This is a genomic window from Modestobacter sp. DSM 44400, from assembly GCF_900107175.1.
Taxonomy (GTDB): domain Bacteria; phylum Actinomycetota; class Actinomycetes; order Mycobacteriales; family Geodermatophilaceae; genus Modestobacter.
In genome coordinates this window covers 1-24,773 of record NZ_FNOZ01000008.1, presented here as the reverse complement: position 1 = coordinate 24,773, position 24,773 = coordinate 1, and the positions used below count along the sequence as shown (strand labels likewise).

The following is a 24,773-nucleotide window of genomic DNA, read 5'->3' as shown; positions in this document are numbered from 1 at the left end:
GCCCGCCCGGGTGCGGCGGCAGGTCAGCCGTCGCAGCCGCTGCTGGCCACGGCGCGCCAGGCCCGCTGGGACGCCGCGTCTGTCAACCGCCAGTCGCCGCGCGCCCCGGTGTCGTCCCAGTAGACCCACATGCGGAGCCGGGGATGGGCCCGGATCCAGGCGGCGTCGGCGCGGATCGCCGCAGCGCGGGCCCGCTGCAGTGCCGGGTCCGGTCGGGCGCCGGCAGGCAGCGCGTACTGGCCGTATTCGGTGATGAAGAGGGGGACGCCCGTGTCGACCATCGTCGCGTACCAGTGGCCGAACGCCGACGTGCCGGTCATCGGCTCGGGGTCGGCTCCGTACCAGTCGAAGCCCGCGAAGTCCGCGGCGTCGTCCCCCGGCCACCAGGCGGCCGGGTCGCCGACGTAGTGATCGGGTGAGCCCGGGTCCCACCAGTAGGCCATGTACACCGGACCCCACCGGACCGTCGGGTTCGCCTGCTTCACCACCCGGTACAGGTGCCGCTGCATCGCCACGAACTCGTCGGCGGTCATGTCGTTCTCCGGCTCGTGGAACGCGGTGGCGTAGACGCCGGTGTTCGGGACGCTGCGCGCCCACGCGGTCACCTGCTCGTCGTAGTCGCCTTGCGCGGCGCCGCGAAAGTCACCCCGCGGCGGCTTCCACGACACGAAGGACCGCACCCCGGCCTCGGGGTCGTCGGCCGCCGCCGAGGCCGCGAACGTCGCGGGCAGCCCCGAGTCGAAGGTCCGGTGGACGGTCAGCGGCCCGATCTGCTCGCTGGCCGCGAGGAACGACGGCAGCCCGGCAGCGACCCGGCCCCCGCCGGCACTCTCGGCATGGGCGCCCACGGCCAGGCAGTCGACCGCGTAGGTCTCCGTGGTCCGCTGCACGACGGTGAAGGCGGACACCGCCGCCAGCACGGCCGCGGAGGCGGCGACGACGACCCAGCGGCGTCGCCTGCTGAGACGGCGGACGGGGTGCTGCCCGTCGGCGTCGAGTGGTACTCGTCCTGCCGTCATGCACTCCCCCGGTCTGATGGTGGTGGTAGGGGCGGCCCCGCCGGCTCCGCAGAGGGAGCCGGCGGGGCCGAGCCTCAGCCGGCCGCGCCGAGGACCACGGTGAGCATCGTCGCCCGATTGCTCGCGCTCGGGACGGCCGCCGTGTGCCCGCCGACGGCACCGGCCGGCACCGGTGCCCCGCTGTCGGCGACCAGCGTGGCGACGTCACCGGAGCCGATCCCCGCCAGGCTGTTGCGGCTGGTCACCCCGGACGGGGCGGTCCAGGTGCGGGCGACGCTCTGCTTGTCCGACCAGATGGACAGCACCCAGGCTGCGGACGACGTGGTGGCCTGCGGCGTGGTGTGCGAGGTGCCCCCCACGTCGCTGGCACCGGCGACCGCCGTCACCGGTCCGCCCGGGGACGTCCCCGAGTAGGCGAGGAGCTGCAGGGTCGCCTTGGCCGACGCGCTGAGCGACACGGTGATTGCCGACCCCGCATCGCCGGCCGCCGCCACCCGCTGGAAGACCTGGGTGGTCACCGACGGGGAGGAGACCTGCGTGCCCACCTGGCTCCAGCCGCTGGGCGCGGTGCCGGTGACCGTGGAGTTGGTCGACAGCACGAGCACCAGGCCGTCCCCGGGCTGCACCGAGGAGGGCACGGTCAGCGCAACGCTGGTGCCGCCCTTGGTGGTGACAGCGGCGGAGTCCCGGAAGGCCACCGCGGACGCCGGAGCCGCGGCGACCGTGACCGGGTCCGTCGTGGTCCCGGTCGCGCTGTCGTCGTCGGTCACCGTCAGGCCCACCGGACGGGTGCCCGCACCGGCGTAGGTGTGCGCCACCGTCGCCCCCGTGCCGGTCGCGCCGTCCCCGAAGTCCCAGGCCCACGAGGCGACCTGCCCGTCGGCGTCGGTGGACCCGGTGCCGTCGAAGGTGCAGGTGAGTTCCGAGCACGTCGACTCGAAGGACGCCACCGGCGCCTCGTTGGCGACCGGGGCGACCGCGGGCGCCGCGGCCAGCACGATGGTCAGCATCGTCGCCCGGTTGCTCACCGCCCCCACGGTCGCCGTGAGCCCGCCGACCAGGCCGGCCGGCACCGGGGCACCGCCGTCGGCGATCAGCGTGGCGACGTCACCGGTGCCGACGCCGGCCAGGGCCGCGCGGGTGGTGACCCCCGCCGGAGCCGTGAACGACCGGGCTGCCGACGACTTGTCCGACCAGACCGACATCACCACGCTGTCGGACGCCGCCGTGGCCTGCGGCGTCGTGTGCGCGGTGCCCCCGACGTCGGTTGCGCCGGTCAGGGACGCGATCGGGCCGCCCGTCGCCGTGCCGGAGTACGCCGCCAGCTGGGCGGTGACCTTGGCCAATCCGGTCAGCAGGAGCCGGACCTCGGCCCCCGCGTCGGTCCCGGTCGCCACCTTGCTGAAGACCTGCGTGGTCATCGTCGACCCCGCCGCCTGCGTGCCGGACAGCGCCCAGCCGGCCGGTGTCGCGCTGGTCACCGCGGAGTTGGTCGACAGGGCAAGGACCATGCCGTCACCGGCCTGCACCGAGGTGGGCACGGTGAGCGCCACTGAGGTGGTTCCGCGCGAGGTCATCTGGACCGCGTCGCGGAACTCGATGCCGGCACCGGCCGGGACCGGCTCGACGGTGACCGGGGTCGTCGTCGTCCCGGTCGCGCCCTCGTCGTCGGTGACCGTGAGGGTCACCGGGTAGGTGCCCGCCTCGGCGTAGGTGTGCGCCGCGGTCACCCCCGCCGCGCTCTCCCCGTCGCCGAACGCCCAGGCATAGGAGACGACCGATCCGTCGCTGTCCGCCGACGCCGTGGCGTCGAAGGAGCAGGACAGCCCGGAGCAGGCGTCCTCGAACGACGCCACGGGGGCGGCGTTGGGGATCCCGCGGTCCTTACCCGGGCCGATGAACAGGGCCCGGCCCCGCCAGTCCTTGCCGTCCCGGATGGGACCGCTGACCAGGGTGGGGGTACCGGTGACGACGCCGCGGTCGAGACCGACCCGGTACAGGTCACCGGTCGCCGTGCGCGCCAGGTAGAGGTCGGTGCCGGACAGGAACATCCCGGACACGCCCCCGGCGCCGGACCCGGCCACGGTGGTCTCGGTGGCCTCGACGATCCCGCTGTCGAGGGAGAAGCCGCGGGAGTACAGGGCGGCCGAGTCGGCCCGGGTGTAGTAGATCCGCCCGCCGGCGTAGACGATGCCGGTCACCGAGGAGAGCTGACTCGTGTAGAAGGTCGGCTTCACGCCCTTGTAGACGCTGGTGCCCGACCCGGTGGCGACCGTGCTCCAGGCGGGGTCCTCGTAGGGGTTGAGCTGGGTCGGCTCGCCGAAGGTCTCGCCGTCGAAGGTGCGGTACCAGAGGTAGTACGCGCCGGAGGCGTCCGGGTAGCCGTAGAACAGGCGGCCGTCGGCGATGAACGTGCCGCGGACCTCGCCCCAGTCGACGTCGGTCGGCGGGAGCACGTAGTCGGTGCCGGCCGTGGTCCCGTCGAACCAGCGCTGCACGACGTCGTCGGTGGCGATCTGCGTGGGCACCGGTGCCGAGCGCTTGACCACCTCGATCGCGTTGATCAGCGGATTCTCGACCACGTGACCGAGGTCGATGTCGATGGTCCCGTCACTGGTCATTGGGATGGTCTTCATGGTGCCGGTCTGGTCACCGGCGTCGGCGACGATGTCGTAGTCGTCGAGGACGAGCCTGCCGTCGACGCTGACGTCGAAGGCACGCTGGCCGACCGAGGCGGTGCAGGTGCAGCGGTTGGCGAAGTACAGCCGGACGTCGACCGCCTGCCCCGCGGGGACCGCCAGGTCCCACTGCAGCTCGCTGTCGCCGGCCGGGTCCCACCGCTCACTGCTGAACACGGCGGTGGGGGTGCCGGGCGGCACGGAGGCGTTCGTCGCCGGCACCGTCCCGTAGCCGGCGCTGTTGCTGCCGGAGGTGCGCAACGGACTGGTGCTGTTGGTGTCGGCATCCCAGGCAGGACCACCGTCGGTGGCCGCAATCGCCCCGCCACCGGCGTTGATCCGGTACAGCACGTCGTTGGGCGAGACCGGCGTGGCCGGGGTGGTCACGGTCGAGCTGCGACCGGCCAGGAAGACGTTGGCCGACAGCGGCCGGGCGGTCTGGTCGGCCTGTGCGGTGCCGCCCGCGAGCGGGAAGTAGGCCAGCTTGCTGCGCGAGTACTGGCGATTGCCGATGTACTCGGTGTCACTACCGACGTACAGCCCGCCCGCGGTGGCGAGCAGCGCCTGAGCGCCCACGCCACGCGGATTGCGCCCGGGATTCCAGCTCAACGGAACGCCGTTGAGCGGGTCGAGGGCGGCGATGCCCGGACGTGCGACCGCGCCCTGGCCGGCGGAGTCCTGACCGTTCGGGTTGTTGAACCACCGCTGGTGCCCGCCGGCGTAGACGGCGGCGTCGGTGACGGCGACCGACCAGGTCGTGTCACCGCCGGAGTCGGCAACCCACGTCGGCTGGACGTCCGCCCCGGTGACGCCGGTGTCCCAGCGGGCGACGGTGTCGCAGAGCGTGCCGGTGTTGTGGCCACCGGTCGCCCCGATGACGAAGTAGCTGCCGTCCGGGGCGAAGTCGAGGTCCCGCAGATAGGTGTCGAAGGCCCAGGAGTAACAGGCCGGCGTGTAGCGGGTGGTCCGCCAGTTCGGGTCCACGACCGCGGCGTCGGGCTGCAACAGCACCTGCGCGACCTGGTCACGGTCCAGTCCGTCGGCCAGCCGGAAGTTGCCGATCATCACGAGGCGGGAGCCGTCGGGTGAAACGTCGATCTTGGAGACGCCGACCGAAGCGCGCGCGCTGCCCTTGTCCGGCCAGTTGTGGTTCACAGCGACGTCGATGCCGATGTACTCGTCGAGAGCGCCGGTCGCGGGGTTGACCGCGGCCAGGCCACCGTGGGCGACGCTGGCGACGGAGTTGAAATTGCCGGCCAGGAGCAGTCGGTTGCCCACCGTGGCGAGGTCGTTGACGGCGCCGTTGACGCCGGACACCCGGAACGGGGTCACGGAGCCGTCGGCCAGCGACAGCTGGGCGACGTTGCGCCGGGTCTGCCCGTTCACCGTGCCGAAGGAACCACCGATGAACACGGTGTTGCCCGGACCGGCCACGATCGCGTTGACCTGGCCGGCCACCGCGGGGGCGAACGAGGTGAGGACCGCCCCGCTGCTCTGGTCGAAGGCGAACAGGTAGTTGCGCGTGAACGTGGCGCCGCCGTTGCTCTTGGCGTTGGTCACCTGCCTGAAGTCACCTCCGACGACGATCGAACTGCCGGCCTGAGCGAGGGCGAGCACTCGTTCATTCGTGTCGGTCGTGGTGTCCTCGGCAATGGTGGGGGTGTTCGCGGCGGGAACGGCGCTGGGCACCGTCTGCTGGGCCGCCTGCACCGCCAGGACCGGGGGTTGCGCCCATGCCAACGTCGCCAGGATCCCCGCGACGACCAGTACACCGAGCCAACGCATCCTCTGCGCCATCGGTCCTCCTACGACTACTGCCCTCGGCGGAGTCACGCACGTACGTGGCCGTCGGCAACCGCGGCGATCATCACAGAGCGTGTTCGTCGTTGGCCATGCGCGGCCGGCGTATTCGTCCGTACGGGTGACGGTGCCCGAGACGGTCGCTCTCCGCTCTCGCTCGGGGGGTGAGGACACCCCGCGGGCAGGCGCCCGCCCCCACTCCCGGTGATAGGACTGACGTCGAAACAGCCAGCTCAGCTCGGTGTCCGCGGCCTGCCCGCCGGATCGGTGAGGCCGGCTGGCCACTGCATGGGGGAGGACGAGCGATGACTGCCGCACCGGTTCGGGGCTCCGCACAGCTCAGCGACTACACGACGCTACTGCGCCGCCAGGCGTGGGTCGTGATCCTCGCCGTCACTCTCGGTATCGCCCTGGCGCTCGCCTACACCTCCGTAGCGCCCCGGCAGTACAGCTCGTCGACCTCCGTCCTCGTGACGGACACCGGTGTGGCGCCCTCCGGTGACAGCTCCTCGCGCGCCGGCACGATCAACCTCGACACCGAGGCGCAGCTGATGACCTCCACGGAGATCGTCCGCGCGGCTGCCGCCACGCTCGGCTGGACCGGCGAGCTCGGTGACCTGTCGGCCCGGCTGGGGATCTCCGTCCCACCGAACACCGAGATCCTGGACCTCACCTTCCACGGCCCGACCGCTGAGGACGCCCAGGCCGGAGCCGCTGCCTTCGCCGGCGCCTACCTGGAGGACCGGCGGGCGGCCGCGGAGGCCACCGTGGAGTCCGACCGGGCGTCGATCCAGGCGCAGGTCGACGACCTGAACGGGCGGCTGCAGGCGGTCACCGACACGCTGGCGACACTGCCCGACGGTTCGGCGGCGCAGGCCTACAACCAGGCCCAGGCCAGCAGCCTGAACAGCCAGCTCTCCTCGCTGGGCGCGCGAGCCAACCAGCTGGACGCCATCACGGTCACCCCGGGTCGGGTGATCACCCAGGCGTCGCTGCCCGCCGCGCCGAGCAGCCCGGACCTGCGCCTGAACCTGGTGGCCGGGGTGCTGGTGGGCCTGCTCCTGGGTGTGGCGCTGGCCGTCCTGCGCCAGCGCTCGGACCCCTACGTCCGGCGCTCGGACGACGTCGACCGCCAGGTGGGCGTGCCGGTCCTCGGCGACCTCCCGAAGACCGACACGCCCGAACGGGTCGAGCTCGCCACCGCCTGGAGCGCGGAGGGCCGCACCTACGCCCGGCTCCGCAACGCCGTGGCCGCCGGCATGGCCGAGCGCTCGCGCGTCCTGCCCGTCGCCGGCGTCAGCGGCGCCGCCGGGCCGGTGGCGGCCAACCTGGCAGCCGCCCTGGGCCGCGCCGGCGAAGACGTCGTCCTGGTGTGCGGCGACGTCCACGCCTCCACCGCCACGCAGCTGCTGGACGCGCCGGACGGCGCGGGCCTGTCCGAGGTGCTCGCCGGTGCGGAGCAGCTCGACGCGGCGCTGCACTCGCTGCCCGACGTGCCCACGGTGCGGGTGCTGGGCCCGGGCACCAACCGGGACCAGGCCGCTGCCCTGCTGCAGACCGCTGGCTTCAAGACTCTGGTTGACGCCCTGCTCGAGCGGCCGGGCCGGATCGTCATCGAGGCGCCGCCGACGACCAGCGGTGCAGACGCGCAGACCCTCGCCGGTTCCGCCGACGCCGCCATCCTGGTGGTGGAGACGAACCGGACCCGCGCCCAGCACGTCATCGACGCCCGGGGCCAGCTCGCCTCGATGCGCACCCCGGTCCTCGGCGCTGTCGTCGTGGCCACGCCGCGCGCCCGCAAGGAGCGCGCCGGCGCGGTCGCCGTCCCGCCCGGTCGACGACCGGGAGCTGGCAAGGACCGGGTCGTCCCGCCGGGACCGCTCCGCGCCGCCGGCTGCGGACGACGCCACGTCACGTCGCGGCGGCCAGCCGGCCGGCAGCCCGCGGCAGCCCACCGGCGCCGGCTGATGAGCCGGCCGCTCTCGTCGCCCCCGGCCGCGCCGCTCCTGAGCGCGGACGAGCCCCAGACCCCGGTCAAGCCGCGGCTGCTGCCGCTGCCGGCGGGGTGGCCGCTCACCGCCCTGCTTGTCCTGTACCCGCTGTGGTGGGCCCTGGGCATGGGCACCCTGATCGTCTTCATCCTCGCCGTCCCGATGCTCCTGCACCTGGTGAACCACCGGCCCGTGGCGACGCCGCCGGGCTTCGGCATCTGGGTGCTGTTCCTGCTCTGGGTGCTGGCCAGCACGACGATGCTGGGCGAGAACCCGCCGGGTGTCCTCCCCGACACCGCATCCGGCCGGGTCATCTCGGTCGCCTTCAACCTCGCCGGATACCTCTCGGCCACGGTGATCCTGCTGTACGCCGGGAACCTGAGCGAGTCGGAGTTCCCCCGCCGGCGGCTCACCCGGCAGCTGGGCGGGCTGTTCATCGTCGTCGTCCTCGGTGGGCTGCTGGGCACGTTCGCGCCGCACGTGTCCTTCACCTCGCCCGTGGAGCTGCTGCTCCCGCACTCGGTGGCGTCCAACGGTTTCGTGCAGAGCCTGGTCCACCCGTCCTCGGCCCAGGTACAGGAGGTGCTCGGGTACGAGTCACCCCGGCCGTCGGCGCCCTTCGGCTACACCAACACCTGGGGCAACTGCTTGGCGCTGCTGCTGGGCTGGTTCGTGGTGAGCTGGTTCAGCGAGCGCGACACAGGCCGCCGGGCGGTGGGTGTCGTCGTGCTCGGGCTCGCCGCAGTGCCGATCATCTACTCGCTGAACCGCGGGCTGTGGGCGGGTCTGGGGCTCATCGTCGTCGTGACGGCGGTGCGCTACGCCGTGCGTGGTCGGGCGGCGGTGCTCATCGGGCTGGTCGCCGCCGTGGTGCTGGCCGCGGTGGTCGTGCTGGCCTCGCCCCTGTCGGGGATCGTCCAGGGGCGGTTCGACAACCCCAAGAGCAACGACATCCGGGCTTTCACCACCGTGCGCACGCTGGAGGTGGTGGATCACTCCCCCGTGCTGGGCTTCGGCTCGACGCGCGCAGCACTGGGCAGCAGCAACTCCATCGCGATCGGGGCCAGCGACAAGTGCCCGCGGTGCGGCAACCCGACGCTGGGCAGCAACGGCCAGATTTGGCTGGTGCTCGTCGCCCAGGGCTACGTGGGTGCGGCGTTGTTCGTCGGCTTCTTCCTGCGCTCCCTGTGGGCCTACCGGCGCAACCGCACCCCGATCGGGGACGCCGGGCTGCTCGCCTGCGCGCTGCCGTTGTTCTTCATGTTCGTCTACAACTCCCTCACCATGCCCCTGGTGGTGGCGTTCCTGTCCATCGCCGCGTTGTGGCGCGGACAGTGCGCCAGCCGGGCGACCGGTGAGGCCCCGCTCCCCTCGTCCCTGGAAAGGCTGGCATGAGCCCCGTCCGTCGTGCACCGCACCAACTGACGCACACCCAGTCGACGCTGCGCCGGGATTACCTCGACCAGGTCGTCGATCTGCTCTGGCCGGCCCCGGCGACGGTCGCCGTCGGGCGGCCCGGACCGGGCTCCGCGCCCGTGGTCAGCGAGTTCGTCGTCGTCCCCAGCTTGGCGCGTCCGCACCTGCTGGTCCCCCTCCACGCCCGCCGCGCCGCGGCCACAGCGCTCCGCCGTTACAGCGAGCCGCGGACACGACTGGCGAAGTACCGGCTCGAGGTCCTGGCGCGGGCCATGCGCACCGGGCTGGGGGAACTCGTCATGCGCGACCGGGTACGGGTCGAGGCGGCGGACGGAAGCCCCGCCGGCATCGAGGCCCACCTCACCGAGGTGCTCGGGCGCCGGGTGCAGCTCAGCCTGCACATCGGCCCGGCCCGGGCCAACCGGAAGCCCGTGCTCCAACTGCTGAGCGAGGACGGCGATGTGATCGGCTTCGTCAAGATCGGCGTGAACGACCTGACCCGTCGCCTCGTGGTCGCCGAGGCCGGGTCGCTGGCGCACCTGGCGGGCTCCTCGTTCGGCATCACCGCCGTCCCCCGCCTGCTGCACTCGGGTGTCTGGCGCGGGCTGCAGGTGCTGGTCCAGTCGCCACTGCCCATCTGGGAGAAGCGGGCGCCGCTGCCGCCGGAACGGCTGGCGCAGTCGATGCTGGAGGTCGCCGCCGTCGACGGCGTCACGACCGAGCGGCTGGTGGACACGCCGTACTGGGACCGGCTGCGGACGGCCCTTGACGAGCTCACCCCGACCGACCCGGTGGAGCAGTTGCGCACGGCGTTCGCGGCCCTGGACCAGCGGGCGCAGGACGCCGAGGTGCCGATGGGCGCGTGGCACGGCGACTGGACGCCGTGGAACATGGCCTCGCTGCCCCACCGCGTGCTGGTGTGGGACTGGGAGCGGTTCGAGCGGGGAGTCCCCCTGGGCTTCGACGCCCTCCACTACGACCTGCAGCGCGCCGTCGTCCGCAAGGGCGCCGACCCGCGACTGGCCGTCGCCCGGTGCCTGGCCCAGTCCGCCGATCTGCTGGCCCCGTTCGGCGTCGAGCCGCGGTACGCCGACGTCGTCGCGCTCACCTACCTGGTCGACCTCGCCGTCCGCTATCTGACCGACGGCCAGGCCGAGGCCGGTGCCCGCCTGGGCGTGCTCGGCCAGTGGCTGCTGCCCGAACTGGTGGAACGGGTGACCACGCCATGACCGCCCCCGCTGTCCACCCCCGAACGTCGACGAAAGAGAACAACCCCGTGATGAACCGAATCCGGCATGTCTCCCCCGACGTGAAGCAGCGTGTCCACCGGGTCTCCCGCCGCGTCGGGCAGCTCACGGCCGGCCAGCGGATGCTGCCCTCCTTCCTTATCGTCGGGGCGCAGCGCAGCGGCACCACGTCGATGTACCGGGCGCTCAGCCAGCACCCGGCGGTGCTCAAGGCCGTCCTGCACAAGGGTGTGCACTACTTCGACATGGACCACGCCCGCGGCCTGGACTGGTACCGCGGCCACTTCCCGCTGCGCCTGTCGGCCGAGCGGGTGCGCCGGCGCACCGGCGTCCCGGCACAGACCTTCGAGTCCAGCCCGTACTACCTGACGCACCCGCTCGCGGCCGAACGCATCGAGCGGGAACTTCCCGCGGTGAAGCTGCTGGTGCTGGTGCGGGACCCGGTCGAGCGCGCGTACTCGGCGCACGCCCACGAACTGGCCCGGGGCTTCGAGACCGAGCCGTTCGAGCGTGCGCTGGAGCTGGAGGAGAGCCGGCTGGCCGGTGAGGCGGAACGGCTGCGCGCCGACCCGAACTGCGCCAGTCACCACCACCAGCACAACGCCTACGTCTCCCGCGGCCAGTACATCGACCACCTCGAGCCGCTGGCCGTCCGGTTCGGTCGCGTACGGCTGCACGTGGTGGACAGCCATGACTTCTTCGCGCGGCCGGAGCCGACCTACGACGCCGTCCTGGACTTCCTGGAGCTGCCGCGCGGGGCGTACCCGCTGTTCGAGAAGCACAACGCCCGGCCCCGGTCGTCGATGCCCGAGGCGCTGCGGGAGCGGCTGACCGCACACTTCGCCCCGTACGACGAGCGGCTCGGCGAGTGGCTCGGCCAGCCGCCGAGCTGGCGCCGGTGACGCCGCAGCTGGCTGCCGCCGAGCCGGGCCAGGCGCGGGCCCGGTCCCTGGCCCGGGGCGGCGCCGGGAACCTGGCGGGCGCCGTCGTCGCCGCGGCGGCCAACGTGCTGCTCATCGTGGCGGTGACGCGCAGCTCCACGCCGGCCGCGGCGGGCACGTTCTTCACCGCCACCTCGGTCTTCCTCATCGCGGCGATGCTCGCGAAGCTGGGCACGAGCACCGGCCTGGTCTACTTCCTCTCCCGCTCCCGCGCCCTCGGCCAGCAGCACCAGGCCGGCGCGGTGCTGCGGGTCGCGCTGACCCCCGTGGTCGTGGTCTCCGTGCTGGGGGCCGTCGCGCTGGCCTTGTCCGCACCCGCGCTGGCGTCGGTCGCGGTGAGCAGCCACCAGGACGAGTTCACCTCGATGCTGCGCTGGCTGGCCCCCTTCCTGCCGTTCGCGGCACTCACCGACAGCTGGCTCGCGGCCACGCGCGGGTTCGGCGCGATGGGGCCGACCGTGCGGATCGAGAAGGTCGCCCGCTCGGGCCTGCAACTGGTGCTGGTCGCCCTGGCCGCGGCGTGGGCGTCCGGGCCCGCGCTCAGCGTCGCGTGGGCAGCGCCCTACGTCGTCGCGTTCAGCCTGGCGGCCCTGGCCGTCCGCCGGGCCTCGGCGAGCGCCCGTCGCCGCAGCGACGCCGGCACACCCGCTCCGCCGGCCGCTGCCGTGGCCGGGCCGTTCTGGTCGTTCACCTGGCCGCGGACCATCTCCAGCGTCGCGCAATTCGCCCTGCAGCGGCTGGACGTCATCATGGTCGCCGCCCTCCGCGGGCCGGCCGAGGCCGCGGTGTACACGGCGGCGACCCGCTTCCTGGTGGTCGGCCAGCTCGGCGCCCAGGCGATCTCCTCCGCCGCGCAGCCGCAGCTGGGTGAGGCCCTCGCCCGCGACGACCGGGCGGCGGCCAACCAGGTCTACCGCACGGCGACGGCCTGGCTGGTGCTGATCACCTGGCCGCTGTACCTGATGGCCGCGTTCTTCGCCTCTTCCCTCCTGCGCGTCTTCGGCGACGGGTACTCCACGGGCGCCGAGGTCGTCGTCGTGCTGGCCCTGGCCATGGTGGTCGCCACCGGCTGCGGCATGGTCGACATGCTGCTCACCATGGGTGGCCGCACCAGCTGGAACCTCGGGAACACCCTGCTGGCGCTCACCGTGAACATCGGGCTGAACCTGTGGCTGATCCCCCAGCTCGGGATCCTCGGAGCGGCCCTCGCCTGGGCCGCTGCCATTCTGGTGAACAACCTCGTGCCCCTGGCGCAGGTGGGGCTGGTCCTGGGGCTGCACCCGTTCTCCGCCGCGACCGCACGGGCCGCGCTGGTCACCGTCACCTGCTTCGGCGCCGTCCCCGCCGGGGTGCTGATGCTCGGGCTGACCTCGTGGGCGGCCCTGGCCGTCAGCGTGGCGGCCGGCACGGCGCTGTACGCCGGTGCACTGTGGTGGTCGCGGGACGTCCTCCAGCTGGGTCTGCTCAGCGCCGTCCGCCGTCCTCGCCCCGTCCAGGAGGAGTCATGACCGCCCCCGAGTCGCCCCTGCTCGTCACCGGCCTGCCGCGTAGCGGGACCAGCTGGGTCGGCAAGATGCTGGAGGCCTCCGACGAGGTCGTCTACGTCAACGAGCCGATGAACCCGTCGCACCCGCCGGGCCTCTCGCCCGGCGTGCTGGACGCCCGGGTCACCCGGCAGTTCCAGTACATCAGCCCCGAGGACGACGAGCAGTGGGCCCGCGCGTTCACTGACACGCTGGCGCTGCGGTACCGGCTGGGCCCGGAGCTGCGACAGAACCACTCGGCCTACGACCTGGCGCGGATGGTCAAGTACGCCACCAGCTTCACCGCCGGGCGGCTGCGGGGGCGCCGAGCGATGCTCGACGATCCGTTCGCGGTGCTGTCCACCGGATGGCTGGTGCAACGGATGGGCGCGCAGGCAGTGGTGCTGGTCCGCGACCCGGTGTCCTTCGTCGGGTCGTGGCGGAAGCTTGGCTGGTCGATGCACTTCCACGAACTGCTGGAGCAGCCGCTGCTGGTCCGTGACCACCTGGCGCCCTACGTGGACCGGATGCGCAGCCTGGTGGGCTCCCCGGACTGGCTGGCGCGCACGTGTCTGTTGTGGGAGATGACCTACGACGTCGCCGACCGCAGCTTCCGGTCGCTCCCCGGCGTCCACCTGGTCGGCTACGAGGACCTGGTGGCCGAGCCCGTCGCCGGCTTCCGGCGGCTCTACGAGCAGTTCGGGCTGACCTGGTCACCGCAGGCCCACGATCGGGTCGTGGCCGCGACCAGCGGCGGGGAGGGCAGCGCGGCGGGTTCTCACCGCTGGTCGCTGCGCGGCGGGCTGTCGCGCACCGCCTACCGGCCGATGAGCTCGGAGACGGCGCTGTCGACGTTCCGCAGCCGGCTGTCGGCCGAGGAGATCGAGCGGGTGCGGGAGCTCACCGCCGCGGTTGCGGCCCGCGTCCTGCCCACCGGACGGGTGACGGGTGCCGCCCGGGTCTGACTCCCGGTGCCGGCACCGGCGGCGCGTCAGATGCCGGTCGACAGCCGGACGAGCAGCGCGCGGCCGAGCAGACGCACCGCGAAGGGGGCGTCCTCGAGCACGTAGCGGCGGAACAGTCGGCGAGGCTCGTGCACCAGGCGGAACAGCCACTCCAGGCCCAGCGGCCGCATCCAGGCGGGCGCGCGGTCCAAATCGCCGGCGGCGAAAGGCAGGGCAGCTCCGCAGCCGAGCCACCACGCCGCGGGCAGCTGCTTGAGGAAGCCGCAGATGACCAACTCCTGCTTGGGGAAGCCGAGGCCGACGAACACCAGGTCCGGTGCCGTGGCGAGCAGCTCTTCCCGTAGGGCCGCCATCTGGGCCGCATCGTGCTCGAAGCCACGCGGTGGTGAGCACGTCCCGACCACCTTGAGTTCTGGGAAGGCGGTCTGCAGGTTCTCCGCGGCGCGGTCGGGCACCCCCGGCTCGCCACCGAGGAGGTAGACCGACCGGCCCGCGGCGGCCGCGGCAGCAGATAGCGACCACAGCAGGTCCGCACCGGTCACCCGGGTCGGGACGGGCTGGCCGGCCAGGCGGCTGGCCCAGACGACGGGAGCGCCGTCGGCGACGCTGATGTCTGCAGTGCACAGCGTGGCGGCCAGGCCCGGGTCGCGGGCGGCGCGGCGCATGTGGTCGACGTTGGGGGTGGCGATCCAGCCGCCGCGGCCGTCGGCCAGCGCGGCCATCACGCGGTCGACCACCTCCGGCTCGGTGATCGGATCGAGGGGCAGGAACAGGCCATCGCGCCGTCGCGCGCCGAGACCGTGCTCACTCTGTGTTGCCACCATGTAAGAAGCATGCCGGAGAAATCCCAACTGGCACGCGGTCGACGGCTCTCCTCACCCGTTCGGGTTCACTCATGGTCACCATCTGGGTGTTCGATGCCATGATCGTCCCGTGTCGATCACCCCTGCTGCACCGGCCGCCCCGACCGCCGTCGGCTCGGGCCCGGACCGGCCCCGCGTGCTGTTCATCGGCGGCCTGGGCCGCAGCGGGACGACGGTCGTCGAACGCGTGCTCGGGGAGGTGCCCGGCGTCTGCTCGGCAGGCGAACTAGTGCACCTGTGGCACCGCGCCGTGCTGTCCGACGAGCGGTGCGGTTGCGGCCGGCCATTCAGCCGCTGCCCGTTCTGGCAGGCGGTCGGCACCCGCGCCTTCGGAGGTTGGGACCGCGCCCTGGCCGAGCGCATGGAGACGCTGCGGGCGCGGGTCGACCGCACGAGGTTCATCCCCCGACTGGCCCTGCGCGGCGGGCGTGGGCGCGCCGGAAAGGACCTCGACGAGTACGTCGGCGTCTACCGGCGGCTCTACCGGGCCATCGCCGAGGAGTCCGGTGCAGCCGTCGTCATCGACTCCAGCAAGCACTCATCCCTGGCCTTCTGCCTGCGCACCGACCCGGGCATCGACCTGCGGGTGGTGCACGCCGTCCGGGACAGCCGCGGCGTGGCCTACTCCTGGACCAAGGAGGTCCGCCGTCCGGAGTCCGCAGCGGGCACGGACCTGATGACCCGCTATTCACCGGTGCGCTCAGCGCTGCTGTGGCTGGGGCACAACGCCTCCCTGGCCCTGCTGGGCCGGCTCGGGACGCCGACCCGGCTGCTGCGCTACGAGGACTTCGTGGCCGACCCGGCCCGCTCGGTCCGCGAGCTCGCCGTCTTCGCCGGCCGGCCCGGCCCGCAGCCGCTGGACTTCCTCGACGCCCACGCCGTCACGCTGGGCGCCTCGCACACGGTGGCCGGAAACCCGATGCGCTTCACCGTCGGGGAGGTCACGCTCCGCCGGGACGACGCCTGGCGCACCGCGCTGCCCCGCGGCCAGCGGCGGCTGACCACTCTTCTCACGCTGCCGCTGCTGGCCGCCTACGGCTACCTGCACCGGAGCGCCCGGTGACCGGGCCCGTCGGCGTCGTCGTCCCCACCCACGACCGCCCGCAGCTGTTGCGCGAGACGCTGGACTCGGTGCTCGCCCAGGACACCGACGCCGGCCTCGACGTCGTGGTCGTCTTCGACCGCGCCGAGCCCGAGCCGCGACTGGCGCAGCTGAGCTCGCCCGGCCGCCGCGTGCGGGTGATGGCCAACAGCCGGACACCGGGGCTGGCCGGCGCCCGCAACACCGGCGTCCTGGCGCTGGACACCGAGCTGGTGGCCTTCTCCGACGACGACGACACCTGGCTGCCGGGCAAGCTCACCGCCCAGCTGGCCCGCGCGGCCACCGAGCCCGACGCCGACCTGGTGACGACGGCGATCACGGTGGTCTTCGACGGCACCGAGACCGCGCGGCTGGCCGGCACCGGCTCGGTCACCTACGGGGACCTGCTGCGCTCGCGGATGGCGATGCTGCACAGCTCCACGTTCCTGCTGCGCCGTTCGGCCCTGCTGGGCGGCCTGGGGCTGGTCGATGAGGCCATCCCGGGCAGCCAGAACGAGGACTGGGACCTGCTGTTGCGTGCCGCAGCCCGGCACCCGGTCGTCCACGTCGACCAGCCGCTGGTACGGGTGCGGTGGGGGGCCTCGTCGCACTTCTCCCGGCAGTGGCAGACCCGGGTCGACTCGCTGGAGTGGATGCTGGACCGCCACTCCGCGCTCCGCACCGCGGGCGCGGGGACCGCCCGGGTGTACGGGCAGCTGGCGTTCGGCCACGCCGCACTCGGTCACCGTCGCGACGCAGCCCGCTGGGCCGCGCGGGCGACCCGGGTGAACTGGCGCGAGCCGCGCAGCGTGGTCGCCCTGGCGGTGGCCAGCGGTGCGGTGCCGGCCGAGACGGTCATGACCACCCTTCACCGGCGCGGCCGCGGTCTCTGAGCGCTCTCGCCCCCGAGACGGGGCGTCGCCGCCGCGCGCCGGTCGTCGCCCCGGCGGCGCTTGGGTTCAAGGAGTCGTCGCGGCACCCCCGCGGGAGGGGTGGTGGGGCGGCGCGCCGACGGCTCCCGGACGCGTGGCCGTCCAGCCCAGCGACTTCCCCCGCAAGACCCTTCGGTTCACAACCGCAGCCGAGGAACTTGCCCGGCTGCGCCTCGCGGACCAACCGACCAGTGTTGCCACGACCAGGCGGGTCCGCCGCGGCCGCGCAACGAGCACGGCACAACAGAGGGCGACGCCCGATCTGCTGCTCTGCTCTCAGTAGGCTCCGCGGCTCCCGAGCACCGTGGCGGCGGTCTTCCACAGGATCAGGACGTCGAGGGCGAGCGACCAGTTCTCCACGTAGCGGAGGTCCAGGCGCACCGAGTCTTCCCAGGAGAGGTCGCTGCGGCCGGAGATCTGCCACAGGCCGGTCAGGCCCGGGCGTACGAGCAGCCTGCGGCGGACGGAGCTGTCGTAGCGCTCGACCTCGGTGGGCAGCGGCGGCCGGGGGCCGACCAGCGACATCGCGCCGCCGAGGACGTTGAGCAGTTGGGGGAGCTCGTCGAGGGAGAACCGGCGCAGCCAGCGGCCGACGGGGGTGACCCGCGGGTCGTGGCGCAACTTGAACAGCAGCCCCTCGCCCTCGTTGGCGGTCTGCAGCGCCGCCAGTCGCGCCTCGGCGTCGACGACCATGCTGCGGAACTTGTACATCGTGTACAGCCGACCCCCCAGCCCCACCCGCTCCTGCCGGTACAGCACCGGGCCCGGGCCCGACAGCCGCACGGCCAGCGCGATGCCGGCCAGCACCGGGAAGGCGACGACCAGCAGCACCGCCGCCGCGACCCGGTCGATGCTGCCCTTGACCAGCCGCCGCCAGCCGCTGAACTCCGGCTCCTCCACCGACAGCAGGGGCAGGCCGACGAAGGGCCGGATGTGCAGTCGCGGACCAGCCACCTCGATGAGCCCGGGCGACACGAGCACCTCGACGCCGCTGCCCTCCAGCTGCCACGTCAGCCGGCGCAGGTAGAGAGCGGCGGTCTCGCTGGCCGAGGTGACCGCGACGGTGTCGGCGTCCATCTGCCGGACCACCTCGGCGACGTCGTCGAGGGAGCCGGCCACCGGCACACCGGCCCGGACCAGCCGGTCGGCCGTCTCGGGATCGGGCACACACGCCCCGACCACCAGCATGCCGGCGTAGCGCTCGCGGTTGAGGTGCTCGACCAGTTCCAGGACGGCGCCCTCGCGGCCCACGGCGACGACGCGCTTGAGACACCGACCGGCCGACCGCGCCCGGTGCAGCGTCTTGCGAGCCACGTAGCGGCCCACCAGCACGGCGGCGGTGAGCGCAGGCAGACAGAACACCACCAGGGTGCGCGGGAGGTCGAGGTCCAGCGCGTAGCTGACGAAGGCGACCGTGGCAAGCATGAGAACGCCGACCGCGGCCACGCGCCGGTACTCCTCGCTGCCGCTACCGAAGACGCGCGGGTCGTAGGCGTTGCGCAGGCCGGCCAGCGCCAGCCACAGCAGCGGGACGAGCACGCCGAGCCACTCCTGGCGCTGCTCCCCGAATGGGCCGTTGGTCAGCGGCACCAGCACGGTCACCAGGCCCACGACACAGGCGATTGCCAGGTCCAGCGCCAGCACCGAACGGCGGTAGCGGACCAGCCAGCGGCGTCGCCCGCGGTGCCCGGCGCGGAGCTCCGGGACCAGCGCGTCGCCCGACGGGGCCCACAGCCCGGTGGGTGACCCGAGGACGGTGCCGGAGGATCCCGGGTGACCGGTGAACCACCGCTCTTCCGCCAACGCCATCGCCGGTTACCCCCCGTGTCCGCGCTCGCCGTACTGGTGCGAGCGACCTGGGAGAATCATGTCCGACGGTCACTCATCGTCACCAGCAGAACGCCACGGGTTCACTCGGTCGTGTGGGGGACTCAGCCCCGCGGGTGGATGACGTTCTGGGCCGCTTCCACACCGCGTTCGAGCAGCAGCTCGGTGGCGTCCGCGACCTCGACGACGAGCAGGTCGAGCGTCTTGCGCTCGGTGGCGGAGAAGTCCTTGAGCACGAAGTCGGCCGGATCCTGCCGCCCTGGGGGCCGGCCGATGCCGATGCGCACCCGCAGATAGTCGCGGGTCCCGGTCGACCGGGAGATCGAGCGCAGACCGTTGTGGCCGCCCTCGCCGCCACCGCGCTTGAGCCGGACGGCCTCGAACGGGAGGTCCAGCTCGTCGTGCAGCACGACCAGGTCGGTGGCCGGCAGGTGGTGGTAGTCCAGCAGCCCGCGCACCGGGCCGCCGGACTCGTTCATGTAGGTGGTCGGCTGCGCCAGCACCACGCGCCGTCCGGCCAGGCGACCCTCGCCGGACACCGCGCGTGCCCGCGCGCCCTTGCCCGGGGACAGCCGGATGCCCGCCCGGCCGGCCAGCTCGGCCAGCACCATGGCGCCGACGTTGTGCCGGTTGCCGGCGTAGCCAGGCCCGGGGTTGCCCAGGCCGACGACGAGGAACGGGCCTTCGGACGGCGGCGTCGGAGACGCCGCGGGGGCGCCGGCAGTGCCGGCGCCCCCGCGGGTCGTGCTCTCGCTCAGCGGATCGCTCAGGAGTTGTCGGCGGACTTCTCGGCGGAGTCCATGGACTCGCCGCTGCCCTGGTCCTGCGGCTCCGGGACGACGTCGCCATCGGCGTCGGACTCGTCGCGCTCGATGCCGGCCTCGGCCTCGGCCTCTTCCAGCTCGGCCTCGAGCTGGGCGGCGGTCGGCGCACCCAGGAAGCCGATGACCAGCGCCTCCGGGTCGGTGATGAGCGTCGCGCCGGCCGGCAGCGGCAGGTCGCCGGCGGTGACGCCGTTGCCCGCAGTGCGGCCGGTGATGTCGACCTCGATCGGGCCGGGCAGGTTCGTGGCGTCGGCCTCGAGCAACACGGAGTTCAGCTGGTGGTTGCTGATGGTGTCCGGCGCAGGCTCCCCGACGATGACCACCGGCACGTCCACCGTGGTCTTCTCGCCGCGGCGGACCAGCAGCAGGTCGACGTGCTCGTGCACCCGGCTGATCGGGTCGCGCTGCACGGCCTTGGTCAGCGCCAGGTTGTCCTTGCCGTCCAGGACGACGGTCAGCAGCACGTTGGTGCCGCCGTTGCGCAGCGCCGCGGCGAACTCGCGGGCCGGCAGGGAGAGGTGGACGACCTCCTGGCCGTGGCCGTAGAGGACGGCGGGGACGCGGCCGGCCCGGCGGGTGCGGCGTGCGCCGCCCTTGCCGAACTCGGTGCGGAACTCGGCTTCGAGGCGGAAGTCAGCCACGGGATGTGCTCCTCAACAGGGTGAATCGGGTCAGTGTGCTCAGCGCACGAGCGCGGCACACCCCTGGAGGGCGGACGCACGTCGATCACGGAGCACGGTCGGACCGTCTCCCTCGCCGGGCAATGCGAGCATGTTACCCGTAAAGCTGCGATGCGCTCGCACCGAGGGTCGCTGACCCGGGACCGAGGGGCGCTCACGAGTCGACCCGTGGGAGTGGGGCGGGGCGTCCGGCCACTCCACCCGGTCCTCGGTATGGGGAGACTCAGCTCCCATGGCGAACTCCCGGGCCCGGCTCTCCGATGCACAACTTGCGGCGCTGGCGCGGTATGGCTTCGGTCTGGTCAGCGCGGTTCCCGACCTCCCGGAGGCGACCGAGCTCGAGGACGCCGAGGGAGTGCTCGTGGCCACCCGGGACGACGGACGACTCACCGTCCGGGAGATCCCCCGCTGGCGCTCCCCCGCCGCGGTGCGCGAGGAACTCGCCCGACGCGGGGGGGACGAGAGGTCATCGTCGTGCCGGTGCCCGTCACCGCCGCCGATCCCGAGGCGAGCTGGTCGTGTCTGGTCGCCACCTACGGGGCCGAGCCGCTGGGGAGCCGGGTCCTGGTGGCGGCGCCGAGCACCGGCGGCCTGGCCGTGATGTTCACCGGTCTCTCCGGCGCCGGGAAGTCGACGATCGCCGGCCGGCTGGTCGAGTTGCTGGTCGAGTCAGGCCGAACCGTGACGCTGCTGGACGGCGATGAGGTGCGCACCCACCTCTCGGCCGGGCTCGGCTTCTCGAAGGCGGATCGCGACACCAACGTGCGTCGGATCGGCTGGGTCGCCGGCCGGATCGCCAAGCACGGTGGGATTGCCGTCTGCGCCCCGATCGCTCCCTACACCGCCACCCGGGCCGACGCCCGCCTGCTGGTGGAGGGCCAGGCCGGCCCCGGCTCGTTCGTCCTGGTCCATGTCGCCACGCCGATGGACGAGTGCGAGGCACGCGAACGCACGGGTCTCTATGCAGAGGCCCGCCGTGGGGACATCCCCGAGTTCACCGGGATCGGCGACTCGTACGAGGCGCCGAACGATGCCGAGCTCACCATCGACACCCGCTCGTCCAGCGTGGACTGCAGCGCCCGACTGGTACTGGCTCGCGTGCTGGCCGTCAGCGGCGCCGAGTAGCCCTCGACTGGGCATGCGGCGTCGCGAGGGAGCCGGCGCGGCCCCGACGCCGGCGGGCACCTCCAACGAGTGAGCGGGCTCCTGCCGGTCCCGCGGGTGCCCTAGCGTGCTCAGCGGATCGACCGTATCCCAGCCTCCCGACGTGCCGAGTGCGCCGAGCGGACCGGGCACGGCAGCGCGCGACTTCGAACGGACGGGGTGACGGCAATGGGATGGTGGGATCCGAACCTCGCTGTCGCCGGCCTGTTGGTCGGGCTGGTCGTCGGCCTGACCGGGATGGGCGGCGGGGCTCTGATGACCCCCATCCTGGTTTTCTTCTTCGGCGTCTCCCCGCTGGCCGCCGTCTCCAGTGACGTCGTCGCCAGCTTCTTCATGAAGCCGATCGGCGGGATCGTGCACCTGCGCCGCGGAACCGTCCATCTCGCCATGGTCACGTGGCTGTGTCTGGGTTCCGTTCCCGGCGCGTTCACGGGAGTACTGCTGCTTCGGCTCTTCGGCGACGGCGCCGGCGTGCAGGATTTCCTGCTGGTCGCGCTCGGCGCGATCCTGGTGGTCGCCTCGGGCGCCATGGCTGCGAAGTCCTACCTGAAGCTGCGTGAGCGTGAGCGGCGTCGGGGCCGCCCCGAGGCGCCCGAGCCGGACCTCTCCTCCGTGCCGGTGCGACGGCTTGCCACCGTGCTGGTCGGCGCGGCCGGTGGCCTGATCGTCGGCATGACCTCAGTCGGAGCCGGCTCGATCATGATCGTCTGCCTGCTGCTGCTCTATCCGACCATCAAGGTCGGCCAGCTCGTCGGCACCGACCTCGTCCAGGCCGTACCGCTGGTCGCCTCCGCGTCGTTGGGACACATCCTCTTCGGCGACTTCACTCTGGGGTTGACCGGGAGCATTGTGGTCGGCGCGATCCCAGGCGTCTGGATCGGTGCACGGGTGTCCTCCCGCTCGCCCGGTAGCCTGGTCCGCCGGGCGCTGGCGGTGATCATGCTGGCCTCGGGTACCAAGCTCCTCGGCGCCTCCACCGGCATGGTCCTGATCGTCACCGGCACCGCGATAACCGTCGGCGCAGCCGCCTGGGCATGGATGCGCGTGCGGCACGGCGAGGCGCCGTTCGTCTGGCAGCAGCGCCGCCGCCCGCCGCGCCGTCGTCCGAGCGGTGCGGACGCCCTGTCGCCGTTCATCCCGCACTGATCTGTGCTCCCTGAACTGCCGGCGGGCAACTGATCGAAGCGTTCCGCTCGGAGACCATCAGTCTTCAGGTGGTCGACGCGTGGTGGGGGCCGCTGGCCTTTCACGTCGGTCGGTATCCCAGGCTGCCTTCGAGCGCGCTGAGGGATGACTGGATAGTCCGCTGCCGGCCCCGCCTCGACCGAGACGTCGGGGTCAACCGCGGCCGCCGACCTCTCGACCACTATGACGGTCCATGATGACCAGCCGGGCAGGAGACACTCGCAGGTGCTCCTCCTCGAGGCGGCGACTGTGCGCGGCGAGCGTACGGAAGCGGTGGCGGGTCCAGACACAGATGCATCGGTTGGTGTCATCGCCTACCAGCCAGAGTTCGTATCGCGGCTTCCACCAGTACCGCCGGTCCGCCATCCCTGCTCCCCGTTGCCCAGGCGTAGCGAGGCGCCGACCGGCGGCACGCTGAGGTCCTCGTTGAGCAGCCTGCCGGTTGTGTCGCTGATCCGCATCGTCCCGCCACCTCAGTGACCGACGACACCTTCTCCGTCGTAGCGTGGGGTCGCTGCACTTGACGACCCACACGGTCGATCCGCCACGCCGAGCAGTCGCCGCAGGTCGACCACCCGCACGCAAGAACTCCGCACCCGGCGTTGGCCGGGTACGGAGTTCTTGAGGACGGACGTCTACCGGGTCAGAGCACCATCCCGGCGGCGACGGTGGCGTTGGTGCCCTCGTCGATGAGGATGAAGCTGCCGGTCGCCCGGTTGGTGCGGTACGGGTCGGTGAACAGCGGCGCGGTCACGCGTAGTTGCAGCCGGCCGATCTCGTTGAGGCCCAGGGTGGCGGCCTGCTCGTCGCGGTGCAGGGAGTTCACGTCGAGTCGGTAGCGCAGGCCCTTCACCATGGTCCGCGCGGCCCGGGTGGTGTGCTTGATGGCGTACCTGCCGCCCGGGCGCATCGGCTCGTCGCCCATCCAGCAGACCATGGCGTCGACGTCCTGGGAGACGCCCGGCTGGTTGTTCGGCCGGCAGATCATGTCGCCGCGGGAGATGTCGATCTCGTCGGTGAGCCGGATGGTGACCGACATCGGCGCGAACGCCTCCTCGACCGGTCCGTCCATGGTCTCGATGGCGGCGATCTTCGACGGCAACCCCGAGGGCAGCACCACCACGTCGTCCCCGGGCTTGAAGACCCCGCCGGCCACCTGGCCGGCATAGCCCCGGTAGTCCAGATGCGAGCCGGAGAACGGGCGGACGACGTACTGCACCGGGAACCGGGCGTCGATCAGGTTCCGGTCGGAGGCGATGTGCAGCTCCTCCAGGTGGTGCAGCAGCGAGGTCCCCTCATACCACGGCATGTTCACCGAGCGGGTCACCACGTTGTCCCCGGCCAGCGCGGACACCGGGATGACCGTGAGGTCCCCGATCTCCAGCTTGGCGGCGAAATGCCGGAACTCCTCGGCGATCGCGTCGAAGACACCCTGGTCGTAGTCGACGAGGTCCATCTTGTTCACGCACAGCACCAGGTGCGGAACGCGCAGCAGGGAGGCCAGGAACGCGTGCCGCCGGCTCTGCTCCAGGATGCCCTTGCGGGCGTCGATGAGGATCAGCGCGGCGTTGGCCGTCGAGGCGCCGGTGACCATGTTCCGGGTGTACTGGATGTGCCCCGGGGTGTCGGCGATGATGAACTTCCGCTTCGGCGTCGCGAAGTAGCGGTAGGCGACGTCGATGGTGATGCCCTGTTCCCGCTCGGCCCGCAGACCGTCGGTGAGCAGCGCCAGGTTGGTGTACTCATCACCGCGTGCGGCGCTGGTGCGTTCGACGGCCTCCAGCTGGTCGGTGAAGATCGACTTGGTGTCGTACAGCAACCGGCCGATGAGCGTCGACTTGCCGTCGTCCACCGATCCGGCGGTGGCGACCCGCAGCATCTCCATCAGAAGTACCCCTCACGCTTGCGGTCTTCCATGGCCGCCTCGGTGGCCCGGTCATCGGCGCGGGTCGCACCCCGCTCGGTGACGTGCGTGCCGGCCACCTCCTCGACGATCGCCTCGACGGTGCTCGCCGTGGACTCCACCGCGCCGGTGCAGGTGACGTCACCGACGGTGCGGTAGCGCACCGTCTCCTCGAACGTCTCCTCACCCTCCATCGGCCGCAGGTGCTCGTTGGGCCACAGCAGCATCCCGTCCCGGAGGAACACCTCCCGGCGGTGGGAGAAGTAGATCGACGGCAGGCCGATCCCCTCCCGGCCGATGTACTGCCAGATGTCCAGCTCGGTCCAGTTGGAGATCGGAAAGACCCGGATGTGCTCACCGCGGTGGTGCCGGCCGTTGTAGAGCGACCAGAGCTCCGGACGCTGGTTCTTGGGATCCCACTGGCCGAACTCGTCGCGGAAGGAGTAGACGCGCTCCTTGGCCCGGGCCTTCTCCTCGTCGCGGCGCGCGCCACCGAAAGCGGCGTCGAACTGGTGCTTCTCGATGCCGTCGAGCAGGGCGACGGTCTGCAACGGGTTGCGGCTGGCCCGCGGCCCGGTCTGCTCGGTCACCCGGCCGTTGTCGATCGCCTCCTGCACCGAGGCCACGATCAGCTGGACCCCGGTCTCAGCGACCCGCCGGTCCCGGTACCCGAGAACCTCGGGGAAGTTGTGCCCGGTGTCCACATGCATCACCGGGAACGGGATGCGGGCCGG

General features: G+C 72.5%; 17 protein-coding genes. 9 read left to right on the top strand and 8 right to left on the bottom strand.

Annotated features, from left to right (window positions below; translation table 11 throughout):
• Nucleotides 1–23: 23 nt before the first annotated feature.
• Together BLW04_RS07355 and BLW04_RS07350 are read right to left on the bottom strand one after the other, a co-directional pair.
• Nucleotides 24–1,019 carry a glycoside hydrolase family 26 protein gene (locus BLW04_RS07355; protein ID WP_139306764.1) on the bottom strand — a complete coding sequence of 332 codons (996 nt, stop codon included), beginning with the start codon at nucleotides 1,017–1,019 and terminating at the stop codon, nucleotides 24–26.
• 74 nt (nucleotides 1,020–1,093) lie between these two features.
• Nucleotides 1,094–5,494, bottom strand: a complete 4,401-nt coding sequence (locus BLW04_RS07350) for a PKD domain-containing protein (RefSeq protein WP_139306763.1) — start codon at nucleotides 5,492–5,494, stop codon at nucleotides 1,094–1,096.
• 308 nt (nucleotides 5,495–5,802) lie between these two features.
• On the opposite strand from BLW04_RS07350, the gene BLW04_RS07345 reads away from it, so the two are divergent.
• The 5 genes from BLW04_RS07345 to BLW04_RS07325 are packed head-to-tail and all read left to right on the top strand — an operon-like array spanning nucleotide 5,803 to nucleotide 13,580.
• Nucleotides 5,803–8,883 (top strand): Wzz/FepE/Etk N-terminal domain-containing protein, encoded by a 3,081-nt coding sequence (locus tag BLW04_RS07345; protein WP_091538127.1) that lies wholly within the window; start codon nucleotides 5,803–5,805, stop codon nucleotides 8,881–8,883.
• A complete protein-coding gene (locus tag BLW04_RS26555) occupies nucleotides 8,880–10,133 on the top strand; it encodes a hypothetical protein (RefSeq protein WP_091538126.1) in 1,254 nt (417 codons plus the stop codon). Before BLW04_RS07345 ends, BLW04_RS26555 begins: the two co-directional genes overlap by 4 nt.
• Before the next feature lie 50 nt (nucleotides 10,134–10,183).
• Complete coding sequence (locus tag BLW04_RS07335; protein ID WP_091538125.1) at nucleotides 10,184–11,053, top strand: sulfotransferase family protein; 870 nt, start codon at nucleotides 10,184–10,186, stop codon at nucleotides 11,051–11,053.
• Nucleotides 11,050–12,600 (top strand): MATE family efflux transporter, encoded by a 1,551-nt coding sequence (locus BLW04_RS07330; RefSeq protein WP_175483936.1) that lies wholly within the window; start codon nucleotides 11,050–11,052, stop codon nucleotides 12,598–12,600. The genes BLW04_RS07335 and BLW04_RS07330 overlap by 4 nt, the downstream gene beginning before the upstream one ends.
• Nucleotides 12,597–13,580 (top strand): sulfotransferase, encoded by a 984-nt coding sequence (locus tag BLW04_RS07325; protein WP_091538123.1) that lies wholly within the window; start codon nucleotides 12,597–12,599, stop codon nucleotides 13,578–13,580. The genes BLW04_RS07330 and BLW04_RS07325 overlap by 4 nt, the downstream gene beginning before the upstream one ends.
• A 26-nt stretch (nucleotides 13,581–13,606) precedes the next feature.
• Here BLW04_RS07325 and BLW04_RS07320 read toward each other — a convergent pair whose 3' ends face one another.
• Nucleotides 13,607–14,404, bottom strand: coding sequence for a WecB/TagA/CpsF family glycosyltransferase (locus tag BLW04_RS07320; RefSeq protein ID WP_091538122.1), 798 nt, complete (start codon nucleotides 14,402–14,404; stop codon nucleotides 13,607–13,609).
• Between the two features lie 109 nt (nucleotides 14,405–14,513).
• Here BLW04_RS07320 and BLW04_RS07315 point away from each other — a divergent pair, with 109 nt between their 5' ends.
• Together BLW04_RS07315 and BLW04_RS07310 are read left to right on the top strand one after the other, a co-directional pair.
• Nucleotides 14,514–15,506, top strand: coding sequence for a sulfotransferase family protein (locus tag BLW04_RS07315; protein WP_217630889.1), 993 nt, complete (start codon nucleotides 14,514–14,516; stop codon nucleotides 15,504–15,506).
• Complete coding sequence (locus BLW04_RS07310) at nucleotides 15,503–16,417, top strand: glycosyltransferase family 2 protein (RefSeq protein ID WP_091538121.1); 915 nt, start codon at nucleotides 15,503–15,505, stop codon at nucleotides 16,415–16,417. The genes BLW04_RS07315 and BLW04_RS07310 overlap by 4 nt, the downstream gene beginning before the upstream one ends.
• A 315-nt stretch (nucleotides 16,418–16,732) precedes the next feature.
• Here BLW04_RS07310 and BLW04_RS07305 read toward each other — a convergent pair whose 3' ends face one another.
• The 3 genes from BLW04_RS07305 to BLW04_RS07295 form a co-directional block, all read right to left on the bottom strand.
• Nucleotides 16,733–18,265, bottom strand: a complete 1,533-nt coding sequence (locus tag BLW04_RS07305) for a sugar transferase (protein ID WP_091538120.1) — start codon at nucleotides 18,263–18,265, stop codon at nucleotides 16,733–16,735.
• 122 nt (nucleotides 18,266–18,387) lie between these two features.
• Nucleotides 18,388–18,945, bottom strand: a complete 558-nt coding sequence (gene pth / locus BLW04_RS07300) for an aminoacyl-tRNA hydrolase (RefSeq protein WP_254781169.1) — start codon at nucleotides 18,943–18,945, stop codon at nucleotides 18,388–18,390.
• A 104-nt stretch (nucleotides 18,946–19,049) separates the two neighbouring features.
• Nucleotides 19,050–19,748 (bottom strand): 50S ribosomal protein L25/general stress protein Ctc, encoded by a 699-nt coding sequence (locus tag BLW04_RS07295; protein ID WP_091538118.1) that lies wholly within the window; start codon nucleotides 19,746–19,748, stop codon nucleotides 19,050–19,052.
• Nucleotides 19,749–20,261: 513 nt separating this feature from the next.
• On the opposite strand from BLW04_RS07295, the gene cysC reads away from it, so the two are divergent.
• Both cysC and BLW04_RS07285 read left to right on the top strand, forming a co-directional pair.
• Entirely contained in the window at nucleotides 20,262–20,912 is a 651-nt protein-coding gene (gene cysC, locus BLW04_RS27390) for an adenylyl-sulfate kinase (protein ID WP_217630888.1), read from the top strand.
• A gap of 207 nt (nucleotides 20,913–21,119) precedes the next feature.
• Nucleotides 21,120–22,097 (top strand): sulfite exporter TauE/SafE family protein, encoded by a 978-nt coding sequence (locus tag BLW04_RS07285; protein WP_091538116.1) that lies wholly within the window; start codon nucleotides 21,120–21,122, stop codon nucleotides 22,095–22,097.
• A 682-nt stretch (nucleotides 22,098–22,779) separates the two neighbouring features.
• On the opposite strand, the gene BLW04_RS07280 is transcribed toward BLW04_RS07285, so the two are convergent.
• A complete protein-coding gene (locus BLW04_RS07280; protein ID WP_091538115.1) occupies nucleotides 22,780–24,021 on the bottom strand; it encodes a sulfate adenylyltransferase subunit 1 in 1,242 nt (413 codons plus the stop codon).
• The coding region (gene cysD / locus BLW04_RS07275; RefSeq protein WP_139306762.1) for a sulfate adenylyltransferase subunit CysD at nucleotides 24,021–24,773 on the bottom strand (753 nt) is incomplete at its 5' end. The genes cysD and BLW04_RS07280, both read right to left, overlap by 1 nt.

Coding starts and splice junctions, on each gene's coding strand:
- BLW04_RS07305 (WP_091538120.1), bottom strand. CDS start 18,265: ATGGCGTTGGCGGAAGAGCGGTGGTTCACCGGTCACCCGGGATCCTCC.
- BLW04_RS07355 (WP_139306764.1), bottom strand. CDS start 1,019: ATGACGGCAGGACGAGTACCACTCGACGCCGACGGGCAGCACCCCGTC.
- BLW04_RS07280 (WP_091538115.1), bottom strand. CDS start 24,021: ATGGAGATGCTGCGGGTCGCCACCGCCGGATCGGTGGACGACGGCAAG.
- BLW04_RS07320 (WP_091538122.1), bottom strand. CDS start 14,404: ATGGTGGCAACACAGAGTGAGCACGGTCTCGGCGCGCGACGGCGCGAT.
- BLW04_RS07285 (WP_091538116.1), top strand. CDS start 21,120: ATGGGATGGTGGGATCCGAACCTCGCTGTCGCCGGCCTGTTGGTCGGG.
- BLW04_RS07350 (WP_139306763.1), bottom strand. CDS start 5,494: ATGGCGCAGAGGATGCGTTGGCTCGGTGTACTGGTCGTCGCGGGGATC.
- BLW04_RS07325 (WP_091538123.1), top strand. CDS start 12,597: ATGACCGCCCCCGAGTCGCCCCTGCTCGTCACCGGCCTGCCGCGTAGC.
- BLW04_RS26555 (WP_091538126.1), top strand. CDS start 8,880: ATGAGCCCCGTCCGTCGTGCACCGCACCAACTGACGCACACCCAGTCG.
- BLW04_RS07345 (WP_091538127.1), top strand. CDS start 5,803: ATGACTGCCGCACCGGTTCGGGGCTCCGCACAGCTCAGCGACTACACG.
- BLW04_RS07335 (WP_091538125.1), top strand. CDS start 10,184: ATGAACCGAATCCGGCATGTCTCCCCCGACGTGAAGCAGCGTGTCCAC.